This is a genomic window from Bradyrhizobium guangdongense (assembly GCF_004114975.1).
GTDB classification, from domain to species: domain Bacteria; phylum Pseudomonadota; class Alphaproteobacteria; order Rhizobiales; family Xanthobacteraceae; genus Bradyrhizobium; species Bradyrhizobium guangdongense.
In genome coordinates this window covers 6,053,451-6,068,435 of the sequence record NZ_CP030051.1, presented here as the reverse complement: position 1 = coordinate 6,068,435, position 14,985 = coordinate 6,053,451, and the positions used below count along the sequence as shown (strand labels likewise).

The 14,985-nt window shown below is 64.2% G+C and carries 12 protein-coding genes; 7 read left to right on the top strand and 5 right to left on the bottom strand.

Annotated elements, in window-relative coordinates:
* Window positions 1-15: 15 nt before the first annotated feature.
* The 4 genes from X265_RS28955 to X265_RS28940 all read right to left on the bottom strand — a co-directional run bounded on the left by X265_RS28955 (window position 16) and on the right by X265_RS28940 (window position 5,119).
* Window positions 16-1,464: an aldehyde dehydrogenase gene (locus X265_RS28955; protein WP_128967925.1), complete on the bottom strand. Its 1,449-nt coding sequence runs from the start codon at window positions 1,462-1,464 to the stop codon at window positions 16-18.
* Between the two features lie 28 nt (window positions 1,465-1,492).
* A complete protein-coding gene (locus X265_RS28950) occupies window positions 1,493-2,812 on the bottom strand; it encodes an MFS transporter (RefSeq protein ID WP_128967924.1) in 1,320 nt (439 codons plus the stop codon).
* Window positions 2,813-2,883: 71 nt separating this feature from the next.
* Entirely contained in the window at window positions 2,884-4,605 is a 1,722-nt protein-coding gene (locus X265_RS28945; protein ID WP_128967923.1) for an FAD-dependent oxidoreductase, read from the bottom strand.
* Between the two features lie 46 nt (window positions 4,606-4,651).
* Complete coding sequence (locus X265_RS28940; protein WP_164938839.1) at window positions 4,652-5,119, bottom strand: MarR family winged helix-turn-helix transcriptional regulator; 468 nt, start codon at window positions 5,117-5,119, stop codon at window positions 4,652-4,654.
* Window positions 5,120-5,370: 251 nt separating this feature from the next.
* Here X265_RS28940 and X265_RS28935 point away from each other — a divergent pair, with 251 nt between their 5' ends.
* Together X265_RS28935 and X265_RS28930 are read left to right on the top strand one after the other, a co-directional pair.
* Window positions 5,371-5,619 carry a hypothetical protein gene (locus X265_RS28935; RefSeq protein WP_128967922.1) on the top strand — a complete coding sequence of 83 codons (249 nt, stop codon included), beginning with the start codon at window positions 5,371-5,373 and terminating at the stop codon, window positions 5,617-5,619.
* A gap of 92 nt (window positions 5,620-5,711) precedes the next feature.
* Window positions 5,712-6,872, top strand: coding sequence for a winged helix-turn-helix domain-containing protein (locus X265_RS28930; protein WP_128967921.1), 1,161 nt, complete (start codon window positions 5,712-5,714; stop codon window positions 6,870-6,872).
* 89 nt (window positions 6,873-6,961) lie between these two features.
* Here X265_RS28930 and X265_RS28925 read toward each other — a convergent pair whose 3' ends face one another.
* On the bottom strand, window positions 6,962-7,408 hold the full coding sequence (locus X265_RS28925) for a ribosomal maturation YjgA family protein (protein WP_164939058.1): 447 nt from the start codon (window positions 7,406-7,408) through the stop codon (window positions 6,962-6,964).
* Window positions 7,409-7,483: 75 nt separating this feature from the next.
* Between X265_RS28925 and X265_RS28920 the strand changes: the two genes are divergently transcribed.
* The 5 genes from X265_RS28920 to X265_RS28900 all read left to right on the top strand — a co-directional run bounded on the left by X265_RS28920 (window position 7,484) and on the right by X265_RS28900 (window position 14,892).
* Window positions 7,484-8,812: an MFS transporter gene (locus X265_RS28920; RefSeq protein ID WP_128967919.1), complete on the top strand. Its 1,329-nt coding sequence runs from the start codon at window positions 7,484-7,486 to the stop codon at window positions 8,810-8,812.
* Between the two features lie 229 nt (window positions 8,813-9,041).
* Window positions 9,042-10,148, top strand: coding sequence for an efflux RND transporter periplasmic adaptor subunit (locus X265_RS28915; protein WP_128967918.1), 1,107 nt, complete (start codon window positions 9,042-9,044; stop codon window positions 10,146-10,148).
* A gap of 176 nt (window positions 10,149-10,324) precedes the next feature.
* Entirely contained in the window at window positions 10,325-13,462 is a 3,138-nt protein-coding gene (locus X265_RS28910; RefSeq protein WP_128967917.1) for an efflux RND transporter permease subunit, read from the top strand.
* A gap of 34 nt (window positions 13,463-13,496) precedes the next feature.
* Complete coding sequence (locus X265_RS28905; protein WP_128967916.1) at window positions 13,497-14,096, top strand: TetR/AcrR family transcriptional regulator; 600 nt, start codon at window positions 13,497-13,499, stop codon at window positions 14,094-14,096.
* 172 nt (window positions 14,097-14,268) lie between these two features.
* Complete coding sequence (locus tag X265_RS28900; protein ID WP_128967915.1) at window positions 14,269-14,892, top strand: flavin reductase family protein; 624 nt, start codon at window positions 14,269-14,271, stop codon at window positions 14,890-14,892.
* Window positions 14,893-14,985: the final 93 nt, after the last annotated feature.

Sequence of the window (14,985 nt, the reverse complement as noted above, 5' to 3'; positions counted from 1 at the left end):
TCGCTGCTCGCGCCGTCAGAACGGATAGTGCTGAGGCTGCGTCTCGATGGTGATCCAGCGCAGATCGCTGAACTCGGCGATCCCGGCCTGGCCGCCGAAGCGGCCGTAGCCCGACCCCTTCACGCCACCGAAGGGCATCTGCGCCTCGTCATGCACGGTCGGGCCGTTCACGTGGCAGATGCCGCTTTCGATCCGCTGCGCCACCGTTAAGGCACGCGCCACATCGCGGCCGAACACGGCGGCCGACAGGCCATATTCGGTGTCATTGGCGAGCCGCACGGCGTCGTCTATGCCGCTCGCGCGGATCACCGACACGACGGGACCAAAGCTCTCCTCGGTGTAGATGCGCATGCCTGGAACGACGCGGTCGAGCACGGTTGCTGGAACGACTGTGCCGGCGCGCTCTCCGCCCGCGAGCTTGACGGCGCCCTTGCCGACGGCGTCGTCGATCAGCGCACCGACATGCTTGGCCGGAGCTTCGTCGATCATCGAGCCGACGACAACCGGGCCGGAGCGCGGGTCACCGGCGGGGAGTGCACTCGCCTTCTTCGCAAGCTTCTCGACGAAGGATGAGGCGACCGCCTCGTCGACGATTACGCGCTCGGTCGACATACAGACCTGGCCCTGGTTGATGAAGGCGCCGAACGCCACGGCTGCGACGGCCGCATCGAGATCGGCATCGTCGAGCACGACCAGCGGCGCCTTGCCGCCGAGCTCGAGCAGCACCGGCTTGAGGTGGCGTCCGGCGAGTCCAGCGATAACGCGCCCGACGCGTGTCGAGCCGGTGAAGTTGATCCGCCGCACGGCGGTATTAGCAATGAGACGTTCAACCACCGCCGGCGCGTCGGCCGGCGCATTGGTCAGCACGTTCACAACGCCGGGCGGAAACCCGGCGTCCTTGAACACTTGGCCGACCAGTCGGTGCGTTCCCGGGCAAATCTCAGAAGCCTTCAGCACCACCGTGTTGCCGCAGGCGAGCGGCGTCGCCAAGGCGCGGACGCCGAGGATGATCGGCGCATTCCACGGCGCGATGCCGAGGCACACGCCAGCAGGCTGGCGGACGGACATTGCGAGGCATCCCGGCTTGTCGGATGGGATCACTTCGCCCGCGATCTGCGTCGTCAGCGACGCTGCCTCGCGCAGCATGCCGGATGCGAGCTTGACGTTGAAGGCTGACCAGACCTCGGTCGTGCCGATCTCGGCCATCATGATCTTGATGAAGGAGTCGCGCTTGGCATCGAGCGCATCGGCTGCCTTCAGTAGCAGAGCCCGCCTTGCGTTCGGACCGAGCGCCGACCATGCGGGAAACGCGGCCGAAGCGGCAGCCACCGCGGCGTCTGCGTCCGACAGCGTCGCGGCGGCCGCGCGGCTTGCGACCTCCTGCGACAGCGGATTGCGTCGCTCGAACATCTCGCCGCTCGAAGCGGCCTGATCCTGCCCGTTGACGAGAAGACTGACGTCCATGAGAATCTCCCTGATGTATTGGACTGGCTCAACCGAGCAGCCGCGATTTGCTGGTTTCGTGGGCAAAGCCGAGTGCAATCATTGCGGCGAGTGCGAGCGCGACGTAGTAGCCCGTGATGGCGTAAGTGGTGCCCGTCTGCGCGAACAGGCTGGTGGCGACCAGTGGCGCTATGCCCCCGCCGAGCACAGTCCCAAGCTGCTTTCCGATCGAGACGCCGGTGAAGCGGATGCGGGTCGGAAACAGCTCCGGGAAATAGCTCCCTTCGGTGCTGAACATCAGCGGATGAATGATGCCCGCGGCCAGGACTACTGCGCTCGTGATCAGCACCGTGTCGCGGCTTGCGACCAGACCGTAGAATGCGAACATCGAGACGGCCGCCAGCACGACGCCCGTCAGGAACAGGCGCTTGCGTCCGATCCGGTCGGACCACGCTCCGATCAGCGGCATGGTCACGAGGCCGACGAGATTCGCGAACAGCACGGCCTGCGTGATCACGTCCTTCTGGACGCCGAGCTGACGTGTCGCGAACGAGATGGTGAAGATGGCCGTCAGGTAGAAATACGACGTCTGCGCCATCTCGGCGAAGAACACGATGAGGATGGGTCGCCAGTGACCCCTGATCGCCTCGACGGCCGGCACGGCCTCGGACTCTACCGCCTCGCGGAACGTCGCGCTCTCCTCGATCCGCAGGCGCATGTAGACGCCGAGCGCGACGAGCACCGCGCTGATCAGGAATGGAACGCGCCAGCCCCATGACAGCAGATCCGCCTCCGGCAACCGCGAGATCGCAAGTGCGGCGAACGAGGCGAGCACGACGCCAACGGGGCCTGCGGCCTGGATCACTGCGGCTGAGAAGCCGCGCCGATGGCCCGGCGCCGTCTCGATTGCCATCAAGATCGCCGCGGTGGACTCGCCGCCGAGCGCAAAGCCTTGGAGAAAGCGCAACGCGACGAGCGCAATGGTCGCTGCAACGCCCGCATTGGCGTAGGTCGGCAATAGCCCGATCGACATGGTCGCAAGTCCCATCATCAGCAATGTGCACAGCAGGACGGATTTTCGGCCGAGACGGTCGCCGAAATGGCCGAACACGAGTCCGCCGAGCGGGCGTGCCAGAAATCCAACGGCAAAAGTTGCGAACACGGCAATGCTCGCCGCGAGCTGGTCGAACTTTGGAAAGAACAACTGGTCGAACAGCAGCGGCGCGATCAGGCCGTAGATGAAGAAGTCGTACCATTCGATCGCGGTGCCGATGGTGCCGGCGATCAGGACGCGCCGGCGGCTGCTCGCTGTCTGTCCGGCGCAGACGGCGGCATGGTCGCCGCCATCTTCGAACGCTCCTATCGTCATGTTGTCCTCCTCCGGTGTCATTGTCGTTTTGTTATTGTGTGCGACCGCAGATTGAATGCGGCCGCCTTTGATCAGCTCGCCAGCCGCGCGGAATTGGCCGCGTCGTGGCCGAGTGCGCACGCAAGGATGCGCTCGATCGTTCCGGCCTGGGCCGCGGCACCGCGCCAGGCCACGATCTGGTCGGGACGGATCAAGGCGAGGTCAGCCTCGTAGAGATCGTGCAAGGCTTCAGGCAGCGTCACGAGCTTCACATCGATCCCGAGCGTGCGGACGGCGTCCGAAACCGCCAGTCTGGTCGACACTGCCTCGCCGAACTGGAGCAGCGTCCACTCGAATCCGAACAAGTCGTACAAGGACACGCCATCCTCGAGCCAGGCGTGTGGCGCACGGCCGCCCGGGCAGGCGCTCGGAACGTAGACGTTTGCGGCGTCCGGCGGCGGTGCGCTGCCGTCGGAGATGATGATCGGCGAGCCGTCGTAGCGACCACCGAAGGTAACCCCGGGAATGTTGAATTCGGCGCGGGCGTGCTGCTCGAGATAGGCGCCCGCAATCCGACGGGCCTCGCGGCCTTCGTCCGTGTCGAGCTCGATGTCATGCGCTGGTGCGAACAGGCCGAGGGAATCGGCAAAGCGCCGCGCATAGTCGGTGTTGCGGAGCGCCACCGGACGCCGTTCGATTTCGTAGCTGTCCAGCAGCGTTGGCGGGCTCAGGCCCTTGACGACGCTGGCGAGCTTCCAGCCGAGATTGACCGCATCCTCGATCGCCGTGTTGTAGCCGAGTCCACCGGTCGGCGTGAACAGGTGTGCGGCGTCGCCGCCGAGGAAGACCCTGCCGCGCTGCATCGCGTTTGCAACCAGGGCGTGACCCGCGGTCCAGGTCAGGAAGGACAGCACTTCGCATTCGATCGGCGCGCCGCAAGCGCGCTGGAATGCGGCCTTGGCCTCGTTGGTCGTAATCGCATTCTCGTCTTCGCCCGGCCGTAGCTGGGTGTGAAACGCGAACTCGTCGCGTCCGTTCACCGAGGCCATGAAGGCGCGGCGGTCGCCGTTGAAGCAATTGTACATCCAGGCTTTGGCGTGCGGGACGCTGGCATAGAAGTCCGGCGAACGGAGATAGACGGCCAGCATGCGGCCGCCCATGAAATCGCGCTGCGTCCCGGTCTCGCCTCCATAGACGATGCCGAGCGATTGCCGAACTGTCGAGCGCGGCCCGTCGGCCCCGACAAGGAAGTCGGCCTGCACCTTAAAGCGGCTGCCATCATCAAGGCGCTCGATCTCGCCGACGATGCCCTCGTCGCTCTCGACGTAGCCCATCAGCCGGTGGCCATAGTTGAGCTGAATGCCGGGGAGGGCCTCGGCATGGCGGCGCAGCACGGCCTCGACATATTTTTGCGAGACCCGATGCGGCAATTCCGCCGCACTCCAGGAGCCCGACAGGCCCTTGATCAGCTCGCCCGCGCGTGATGATGACGGCAAAGAAAAGCGCGCGAGCTCGTGGCCGGTGTAGCGAGTGAAATACGCGACGTCGGTCGGATAATCCGCGGGCAGGCCTTCGCGCCTGATCTCGTCGGCAAAGCCCAGCCGACGATAGTGCTCCATCGAGCGCGCCTGGGTCGCATTGGCTTGCGGATTGAAGGCGGTGCCGGGCTTTTCGTCGACCAGGATCGCGGATACGCCGCGCCGGCCGAGCTCATTGGCCAGCATCAACCCGCAGGGACCCCCGCCCACGATGAGCACTGAGGCCGTCAGACGTGTCTCCAAGGCGTTTCCCAAGACGCTTCTCCCTACCAGCATTATTTTGCATGGTAAGGGAGCCTGACGACTTCGTCAAGTTACCTGACTAATCCATATCGTCGAGGGTGTCGAACTTCGCGCCGTAGACTGAGAGGCCCTTCAGGATCGCATCCATGGCTGTCTTGCCGAGTTCACTGCGCATCTCCTGTTCGGCGATGTCGACCGCTTCCCGGAACGCATCCAGCCATTCAAGTCCGGCGGGGGTGAACATGACGATGCGCGCGCGTTTGTCGGTGGGATCGGCAATGCGGTCCACGAGGCCGAGGTCCGCGCATTGGTCGACCAGCTCGCCCATCGCCTGCTTGCTCATCGAGGCCCGGCGGGCGAGCTCCGTCAGCCGTGTCCCCTCTACATCGAGATTGCGGGTCAGGCTGACATGCGCGATGCGGGTTTCGTCATGTCCCCTGTCGCTCATCAGCTCGAGCACGCGCGCCTCGAAGCGCCGCACCGCGTTGTTGAGCAGGCGGCCGATATTGGCATGCCGCCACGCCGTTCCGGCCTTCTTGCTACTCAAATGATGTGCCTTCGAATCGAGCCTGCATGGTTTGCCGGACTCTGCGTCGCTGGCATCGTCGTGTCCATCCAAATACCCGGGCGGAGGTTCAGGCGGAAACTGTTTTGTCGGCCGGTCAAGTGGCCGGCCGGTCCCATTATGGCGCCGGCCGCAAAAAAAATGTCTTCTCCGCGAAACGTTGTTGGCGGACAATACGTAATTGCGAATGCCGGCATGACGCCGGTTTCGTTTTTACTTAAGGAGACTTCTCGATGAAGACTTTGCTCACCGCCGCAGCCTTTGTCGCGTTCGCCTTTTCGCCCGCCTCCGCCGCGATGATGGCGTGCACCAGCGATAATCTGATGAAGTCGACGGCCGCCATGACGGGCCCCGCCGACACGCCCGCCAAGATGGCGGCGAACAAGGAAATGGCCATGGCCAACACGGACATGAGCATGGGCAAAATGAAGAGCGGCTGCATGCACTATATGAAAGCGCAGAAGGCCATGTCGATGAAGTAGGCCTCGGCCGCACCGTCCAGCCGCGCTGTCAGCAGTTGGCAGCGCGGCTTTTTCTTTCTCCTGGCGCGAATCCCGCTACATTGCCTTCCGCAATGTCCCGCGCGCCCAAACCCCTTCCACTCCCCACGAAACAGGCCCGGCAGATCTGGCTGCGCGCCCAGCGGCTCGACACGCGCGCGCCGTTCGGGGAGGGCGCACAGGCTGTGGCGGAGGCGACCGCTCATCTCGGCTATGTGCAGATCGACACCATCAACGTCATCGAGCGCTGCCATCATCACATCCTCTTCAGCCGTATTCCGTCCTATCGCCGTGCCGATCTGCGCCACGCCCAGAGCGTCGACAAAAGCGTGTTCGAGTACTGGACGCATGCGCTGTCTTACGTGCCGGCGAACGATTTTCGCTTTTTTCTCCCGGCAATGCGGGAGCACAAGCGCGAGGGACACAAATGGTACGCCTCGGTGACCCCGGCCGACATGCGCAAAGTGATGCGGCTGTTGCGGGCCGGCCCGCTGACGATCCGGGATATCGAAGACGATGTGCTCACCGAGAAAGAGCATCTGTGGCAGAGCCGCAAGCCCTCGAAGCGCGCGCTTCAGCTTGCCTTCTACACCGGCGTCGCGACCATCAGCGCGCGCCAGGGCATGCTCAAGACTTATGATCTGATGATCAGGCACTTCGGCTGGGACAAGCTGCCGAAGCCGGCCTCGCCCACGGAGACCACGGCCTATCTGCTCGACCGCGCTCTACGCTCGCAGGGCGTGGTGAGCCTGGATTCGGTCTGTCATCTCGATGCCCCGAGCAAGAAGGCGGTCGGCGCCCTGATCGCCGCGCGCGTCCGCCGCGGCGAGCTCGTTCCCGTCGCGATCGAGGGCGCCGGCAAGCAGGAGCATTGGGCCGCGCCTGAGACGCTCGAGCCTGCCGAAGTCCCGCCCGAACTCGTCCACATCCTCTCGCCGTTCGATCCGCTGATCATCCAGCGCAAGCGTACCAATCTCATCTTCGGCTACAACCATCTGTTCGAGGCCTACGTGCCGAAGCACAAGCGCAAGCTCGGCTATTTCGCGTTGCCCGTGCTCGTCGGCGACGAGATCGTCGCCGCGCTGGACCTCAAGACAGACCGGAAGGCCAGGAAGCTCTTGATGCAGAAATGGACCTGGATCGGGCGGGGGAAGAAGACGGCAGGGCGGAAGGAGCTCAAGCAGAAGATCGAGGATGAGCTCGATCGGTTCGAGCGGTTTCAATTGGCGGAGTGAGTGTTCGCCGCAACGGCTGTCTCGTAGGGTGGACAAAGCGAAGCGTGCCCACCACCTGTCGTGATTGGCGACACATCGTGGGCACGGCGCTAGCGCGCCTTTGCCCACCCTAGGAGACCGCGCATCGCGGCAATCCGATCGAGCCAAACGCCGAACGCAATTCCGACCGCATACGCCACCAGATTCCACAGCGAGAAGATGCGCCCGAGCAGCAACGCGCCGGCCGTGGTGAGCCGGAACGCGTCTAGCCATGGAGTATGCACCAGCCGGGACAACTCGACCAAAACTGCGATCATGATCGCGATGGCCGCGATCTGCCTCCGCGTCAGCCGCGGCAGCAACACTCCGACCAGCAGAAACACCATCGTGGCCCAGAGCAGCGAGCCGCCATACTTCACCACGAGAGCGGGGAGGCCGAGCGGAAAGCCGTACCAGCGCAAGCCCAGCCCGCAGGCGATCACGAGCAGCGCCAGTCCAGCGCGGATCAGCATCCTCCGTCGCGGCGCAATGGTGTTGACCGGCTGCGCGATCTGCATGGCTTCCATTGACTCTTTGCCCGCGATGCTCAAAACCGCCAGTTGGCCCACAAAAGCAACAACCCGGGGGAAGCCATGAGCCAGACCACGACCTATACCGGTTCGGCCGGTACGAAAAGCGCCGTCGAGACCTCGACCATCCGCGCCATCTCCTGGCGCCTGATCCCGTTCCTGGTGCTGGCCTACTTCTTCTCTTATCTGGACCGCGTCAATCTCGGCTTCGCCGCGCTGACCATGAACGCCGAGCTGAAGTTCACGCCGCTGATCTTCTCCTGGGGCGCCGGCATCTTCTTCATCGGCTATTTCATCTTCGAGGTGCCGAGCAACCTGGCGTTGGAGAAGTTCGGCGCCAGCCGCTGGATCGCCCGCATCATGGTGACCTGGGGCATCATCTCGGCGCTGATGGCGCTCACCAGCGGTGTCACGAGCTTTTACGTGCTGCGCTTCCTGCTCGGCGTCGCCGAGGCCGGCTTCTTCCCCGGCATCATCCTCTATCTCACTTATTGGTACCCGGCCGAATATCGCGCCCGCTTCCTCGCGGCCTTCGCCATCGCCGTGCCGGTCTCGACCGTGATCGGCGCGCCGATCTCGGGCCTCCTGCTCGGGCTCGACGGCGCCATGGGTCTGAAGGGCTGGCAGTGGCTGTTCATCCTCGAGGGCGTCCCCTCGGTGCTGCTCGGCATCGTCACCTGGTTCTATCTCACCGACAAGCCGGAGAAGGCGGACTGGCTCTCGGCCGAGCAGAAGGCCTGGCTCAAGGCCAAGCTCGATTCGGAGATCGCCGCCAAGCAAGCTGTGAAGCATTTCTCGCTCGGTGAAGCCCTGTCCTCGCCGAAGGTAATCGCACTCAGCCTGATCTATTTCGGCTTCGTCGGCGCGCTCTATGGCATGCAGTTCTGGCTGCCGCAGATCGTCAAGGCGTTCGGCCTCACCAACGCCCAGACCGGCTTCGTCACTGCGATCCCGTTTCTGTTCGGCACCATCGCGATGATCCTGTGGGCGCGGCACTCCGACACGACGCGCGAGCGCGTGATGCATGTCGGCGCGCCGCTGCTGCTGACGGCCCTGGCGCTTGCCATCTCCAGCTACCTCACCGATCCCACCATGACGATGGTGGCCCTGACGGTTGCCGCGATCGGCATATTCTGCTGCTTCGGCGTGTTCTGGACGCTGCCGACCGCCTGGCTGTCAGGCACGGCCGCGGCCGGCGCGATCGCTCTGATCAACTCGATCGGCAATCTCGCGGGCTTCGGCGGCCCCTACCTGATCGGCTGGGTCAAGGAAGCGACGGGGCAGACCTCGACCGGCCTGCTCGTGCTCGCTGTGCTGCCCCTGATCGCCGGTATCCTGGCCTTCATCGGCGGTCATGACAGCAAGCATGAGTTTGCCGAAAGGGGGAGGTAATCCAACGTCGCCCTGACGAAAGCCAAAGCCCATGCCTCGCGGTTGCTCTTGGGGCACGCGAGGAGACGTCCTCTTTCATCAACCGACCGCAGGGCCTTGGCTTTCGCCAAGGGGACGACGAGAGGTTACCACCCCTTAACGATCACGGTTTCCTGATGACTGACGATTATTGACTTTTATCAGTGATTAGTCGACATTCCTCTCATTGCAGACGCAGGAGTGTCCTCCGATGTTCGTTCGGTCCGTTTTGTCCAGCTATTCCAGGCTCTTGGCGGGCGTGTCGCTGGCCGTGATGGCCGTCGCGCTAGCCGGGTGCAACGATACCGTGGCGCAAAAGGCCGAACCGCCGCGGCCAGTTCTGGTCGCGACTGCGCATTATGATGCCGAGACTCCGGAGCGCAGCTTCGTCGGCACCATCAAGCCCCGCATCGAGAGCGATCTCGGCTTTCGCGTCGCGGGCAAGGTTGCCAAGCGCCTGGTGGAGGTCGGCCAGACCGTCGAAGTCGGCCAGGCGCTCGCGACTCTCGACGAGGTCGACCTGAAGCTCCAGGCCGAGCAGGCGGTCGCCGAACAGACCGCCGCCACCGGCGTGCTGGCCCAGGCCGCCGCCGCCGAGCAACGCGCCAAGGACCTGAAGGCCAAGGGCTGGACGACCGATGCTGCGATGGATTCGAGCCGGGCCGCGGCCGACGAAGCGCGTGCGCGCCTCGACCGCGCCGTCCGTTCGGTCGAACTCACCAGGAATTCTCTTTCCTACGCGACGCTCGTTGCCGACGCCCGCGGCGTCGTCACCGCAACGCTGATCGAGCCCGGCCAGGTGGTCGCCGCAGGCCAGGCTTCGATCCGTGTGGCCCGCTTTGCTGAAAAGGAGGCGGTCGTCGCGATCCCTGAGACGCTGGTTGGACGCGCCAAATCGGGCGTCGCCAGCGTCACTCTTTGGTCCGAACCGGACAAGAAATATACGGCGAAGCTGCGCGAGATCGCGCCGGCTGCCGACCCCGCCACGCGGACTTACCTTGCAAAATTCTCGCTGCCCGAGGCCGACGACAAGGTCGCGCTCGGCATGACCGCGACGCTGACGCTGTCGGACGCCGCCACCGAGCGTGTCGCCCGGCTGCCGCTATCGGCGCTGTTCAACGAAGGCGGCAAGCCGTCCTTCTACGTCGTCGACGACAACGGCAAGGTCACCTTGAAGCCGGTCGCGGTGAAGGCCTACGACAGCAACGACGTCGTCATCACCAGTGGTGTGGAGGAAGGCGCCAAGATCGTCGCCCTCGGTGTGCAGAAGCTCGATCCCGGCCAGAAGGTGCGGGTCGTGTCGTCGCTGTCTTTCTAGAGTTTACGCGTTACGTCGTGTGAGGTGAGTTTCGGCCCTTGCCCCTACGCAAAGGCTGAAGCGGCGAAGCGATCCAGAACCTGCCCAGCCCCCTGGATTGCTTCGCTGCCTCGCGACGACGCCTTGAACAGAGCGGCTGTCGTTTTGGACAACTGGATTCTCTTTCGGAGAGTGCGATGAAGCGCTTCAACCTTTCGGCTTGGGCCGTCAGTCATCCGACGCTGGTTCTCTTCCTGATGCTCGTGCTCGGCGTCGCAGGCTTCTTCTCGTATCAGAAACTCGGCCGCGCCGAGGATCCGTTCTTCACGGTGAAGGTGGTCAACGTCTCCGTGATGTGGCCGGGCGCGACCGCGCAGGAGATGCAGGAGCAGGTCGCCGATCCCATCGAGAAGAAGATCCAGGAGCTGCCCTATTTCGAGAAGGTGCAGACCTATTCCAAGCCCGGCTTCACCGCGCTTCAGGTCACCTTCCGCGACTCCACGCCGCCGAAGGACGTGCCTTACCTCTTCTATTTGCTGCGCAAGAAGCTCGTCGACGTCCAGGGGCAGTTGCCCTCGGGCATTCTCGGGCCGGTCGTCAATGACGAGTTCTCCGACGTCGATTCCATCCTCTACATGGTGACCGGCGACGGCGCCGATTACGCCCAGCTCAAGAAGGTCGCCGAAGGTTTCCGTCAGCGCCTCCTCAAGGTGCCTGGTGTGACCAAGGTCGACATGTACGGCAACCAGGACGAACGCATCTTCGTCGAGTTCAGCCACGCCAAGCTCGCCACGCTCGGCATCACGCCGCAGGCACTGTTCGATTCACTCGCCAAGCAGAACAACGTGACGCCGGCCGGCACGGTCGAAACCTCCTCGCAGCGCGTGCCGCTGCGCGTCACCGGCGCGCTCGACGGCGCCAAGGCCGTCGCCGAGACCCCGGTCGAGAGCAACGGCCGCGTGTTCCGTCTTGGCGACATCGCCACCGTCACCCACGGCTATGTCGATCCGCCGAGCTTCGTGGTGCGCCAGGAAGGCAAGGCGGCGATCGGCATCGGCGTCGTCACCGCCAAGGGCGCCAACATCCTCGAGCTCGGCAAGGACGTCGAGAAGGCCACGGACGAGTTCATGAAAGCCGTGCCGCAGGGCATCGACTTCAAGATGATCGCCGACCAGCCCAAGGTGGTCGAGCACGCCGTCGGCGAGTTCGTGCACTCCTTCATGGAAGCGCTCGTGATCGTGCTGTTCGTCTCCTTCCTGGCGCTGGGCTGGCGAACGGGCATCGTGGTCGCGCTGTCCGTGCCCCTGGTGCTCGGCATCGTCTTCATCGTGATGAACACGATGTCGCTGGACCTGCACCGCATCACGCTCGGCGCGCTGATCATCGCGCTCGGCCTTCTCGTCGACGACGCCATCATCGCGGTCGAGATGATGGTGGTGAAGATGGAGCAGGGCTGGGACCGCATGCGCGCGGCGTCCTTTGCCTGGGAATCAACTGCGTTTCCGATGCTCACGGGAACGCTGGTCACGGCCGCTGGCTTCCTCCCCATCGGCTTTGCCAATTCTGCGGTCGGCGAATATGCCGGCAGCATCTTCTGGATCGTGGCGATCGCGCTGGTCGCCTCGTGGTTCGTGGCGGTGATCTTCACGCCCTATATCGGCGTCAAGCTGCTGCCCGAGATGAAGGTGCACCACAACCACGATCCGCACGCGGTCTACGAGACGCGCATGTACAAGGGCCTGCGCGCGATCGTGCAATGGTGCGTCAATCACCGCATCACGGTGGTGGCCGCGACCGTCGGCATCTTCATCGCCTCCGTCGTCGGCTTCGGCCATGTCCAGCAGCAGTTCTTCCCGCTGTCTGAGCGGCCCGAACTGTTCCTCCAGCTGCGTCTGCCCGAGGGCACCGCCTTCAACGTCACCGAAAAGGCGGTGAAGCAGGCCGAGACGCTGCTGAAGGACGACAAGGACATCGAGACCTATACGTCCTATGTCGGCCAGGGCTCGCCGCGCTTCTGGCTCGGCCTCAACCCGCAACTTCCGAACGAGGCTTTTGCCGAGATCGTCATCGTCGCCAAGGGCGTCGAGGCGCGCGAGCGGGTCAAGGCCAAGATCGAGGGCGCGGTTGCCGATGGCATGCTGACGGAAGCGCGCGTCCGCGTCGACCGCTTCAACTTCGGTCCGCCGGTCGGCTTCCCCGTCCAGTTCCGCGTGATCGGCCCCGACGCCAACAAGGTGCGCGAGATCGCCTACCAGGTCCGCGACGTCATGCGTCAGAACAAGAACGTCAAGGACGTCCAGCTCGACTGGAACGAGCAGTCGCCCTACCTCAAGCTTGTCGTCGACCAGGATCGTGCCCGCGCCATGGGGCTCACGCCCCAGGACGTCTCGCAGGCGCTGTCGATGCTGATCTCCGGCGCGCAGGTGACGACCGTGCGTGACGGCATCGAGAAGGTCGCCGTGGTCGCCCGGGCGATCCCGTCCGAACGCCTCGACCTCGGCGGTGTCGGCGATCTCACCATCACCTCGAAGAACGGCGTTGCCGTGCCGCTGCAGCAGATCGCCAGGATCGAGTATTCCCACGAGGAGCCGATCATGTGGCGGCGCAATCGCGACATGGCGATCACCGTGCGCTCCGACGTCATCGACGGCGTGCAGGCGCCCGATGTCACCAACCAGATCACGCCGAAGCTCCAGCAGATCAAGGACTACCTCGAGCCGGCCTACCGCATCGAGCCGGGTGGTGCGTTCGAGGAGTCGGCCAAGGGCAATGCCTCGATCTTCGTCCTCTTCCCGGTGATGGTCATGGTGATGCTCACGCTGCTGATGATTCAGCTGCAGAGCTTTTCGCGCCTGTTCCTGGTGTTCCTGACCGCGCCGCTCGGCATCGTCGGCGCCTCGTTCGGCCTCAACGTGGCCAATGCCCCGTTCGGCTTCGTGGCGCTGCTCGGCCTGATCGCGCTCGCGGGTATGATCATGCGCAACACGGTTATCCTGGTCGACCAGATCGAGACCGACGTGTCCCATGGTCTGACGCGCCGGGAGGCGATCGTGGAGGCGACCGTCCGTCGCGCCCGACCGGTGGTGCTGACGGCGCTGGCGGCAATCCTCGCCATGATCCCGCTGTCGCGCTCGGCCTTCTGGGGCCCGATGGCGATCACCATCATGGGCGGCTTGTTCGTTGCGACCTTCCTGACGTTGCTGTACCTGCCGGGTCTCTACGCCCTCTGGTTCCGCAAGAGCCTGGATGAGGCCGGTACCCCCGAACAGCCTGCCGCGTCGCAGCATGGGAGCGATGACGAGCACGCAATTCCGCTTGCTGAGGCGGCTGAATAAGTGAGATGAAGTGCTGGTGAGCGAGTCCTGATTGATGGCCCTGATTTCGGAACATATCGAAGGCGACACCCGGGAGCGTATCCTCGAGGTGGCCGAGCGGCTGTTCCGCCTGATCGGCTATCAGAAGACCACGGTCGGAGACATCGCCAAAGAGCTGCGGATGAGCCCCGCCAACGTCTATCGCTTCTTCGAATCGAAGAAGGCGATCCACCAGGCGGTGGCGCGAGGGCTGATGGGCGAGGTCGAGCTCGAGGCGCAGCGGATCGTGGCGAAGCCCGGTCCGGTCAAGGAACGCTTCCGCGAGCTGCTCACCACCGTCCATCGCATGAACACCGAGCGCTATGTCGGCGACAACAAGCTGCACGAGATGGTCGAGATCGCGATGCAGGAGGATTGGGCGGTCTGCGTCAACCATATGGAGTGCATCGCCGGCGTGGTCGGCCAGATGATCGCCCAGGGTGTGGCCTCCGGCGAGTTCGAGGCCCCCGACCTTCAGCTGGCTGCACTGTGTGCCTGCACGGCCATGATGCGTTTCTTCCACCCCCAGATGATCGCCCAGTGCGCCACCAAGCCGGGTCCGACCATCGACCAGATGATCGATTTCGTCATCGCGGGTCTGTCGCCGCGCCACTGACGGCGTCGGGCGTTTCCCCTTATAAGCAGGTCGAGCGCGCCGGACTAACGGTATGCGACGACGGATCAACAAACTCCGTCATTGCGAGCGGAGCGAAGCAATCCAGGCAGTCTCTGCGGTGGGATTCTGGATTGCTTCGCCGCGCTCGCAATGACGAACAAGGAAGCAGCGCGTGACCGAGAAAGACCTGCACTTCTATGAGCCCGCCAAGGGCCATGGCCTCAAGCACGATCCCTTCAATGCCATCATCGCGCCGCGGCCGATCGGCTGGATCTCCTCGCGCGACGTCAAGGGCCACGTCAACCTCGCGCCCTACAGCTTCTTCAATGCGTTTGCTTATGTGCCGCCGATCATTGGCTTCTCCTCCACCAATTGGAAGGACACGGTCTCGAACATCCAGCAGACCGGCGAATTCGTCTGGAATCTCGCCACCATGGATCTCGCCAGGCACATGAACGCGACCGCTGCCCATGTTGCGCCCGAGGTCGACGAATTCGAGATCGCGGGGCTGACCGCCGTGCCCGGCAAGCTCGTCAACGTGCCGCGGGTGGGCGAGAGCCCGGTCGCGTTCGAATGCAAGGTCTCCGATATCATCCGTCTCAAGGGCGCCAACGGCAAGGAGGCCGATGCCTGGCTGACGCTCGGCGAGGTCGTCGCCGTTCATATCGACAAGGCGATGATCAAGGACGGCGTCTACCAGACCGCCGCTGCCCGCCCGATCACGCGCGCCGGCCGCCGCGGCGACTATTTCGAGATCAAGCCGGAAAACATGTTCGAGATGGTCCGGCCGGATTAGCCGACCTCGCTCCCCACCGTCATTCCGGGGCGACGCGTGAGCGTCGAGCCCGGAATCCATAACCACCCTCGGGAGTATGGATTCTCAGATGCG

What these genes read in the sequence shown, in the direction of transcription:
- X265_RS28955 (WP_128967925.1), bottom strand. Translation starts at nt 1,464, where the DNA reads ATGGACGTCAGTCTTCTCGTCAACGGGCAGGATCAGGCCGCTTCGAGC.
- X265_RS28950 (WP_128967924.1), bottom strand. Translation starts at nt 2,812, where the DNA reads ATGACGATAGGAGCGTTCGAAGATGGCGGCGACCATGCCGCCGTCTGC.
- X265_RS28945 (WP_128967923.1), bottom strand. Translation starts at nt 4,605, where the DNA reads ATGCTGGTAGGGAGAAGCGTCTTGGGAAACGCCTTGGAGACACGTCTG.
- X265_RS28935 (WP_128967922.1), top strand. Translation starts at nt 5,371, where the DNA reads ATGAAGACTTTGCTCACCGCCGCAGCCTTTGTCGCGTTCGCCTTTTCG.
- X265_RS28930 (WP_128967921.1), top strand. Translation starts at nt 5,712, where the DNA reads ATGTCCCGCGCGCCCAAACCCCTTCCACTCCCCACGAAACAGGCCCGG.
- X265_RS28925 (WP_164939058.1), bottom strand. Translation starts at nt 7,408, where the DNA reads ATGCAGATCGCGCAGCCGGTCAACACCATTGCGCCGCGACGGAGGATG.
- X265_RS28920 (WP_128967919.1), top strand. Translation starts at nt 7,484, where the DNA reads ATGAGCCAGACCACGACCTATACCGGTTCGGCCGGTACGAAAAGCGCC.
- X265_RS28915 (WP_128967918.1), top strand. Translation starts at nt 9,042, where the DNA reads ATGTTCGTTCGGTCCGTTTTGTCCAGCTATTCCAGGCTCTTGGCGGGC.
- X265_RS28910 (WP_128967917.1), top strand. Translation starts at nt 10,325, where the DNA reads ATGAAGCGCTTCAACCTTTCGGCTTGGGCCGTCAGTCATCCGACGCTG.
- X265_RS28905 (WP_128967916.1), top strand. Translation starts at nt 13,497, where the DNA reads ATGGCCCTGATTTCGGAACATATCGAAGGCGACACCCGGGAGCGTATC.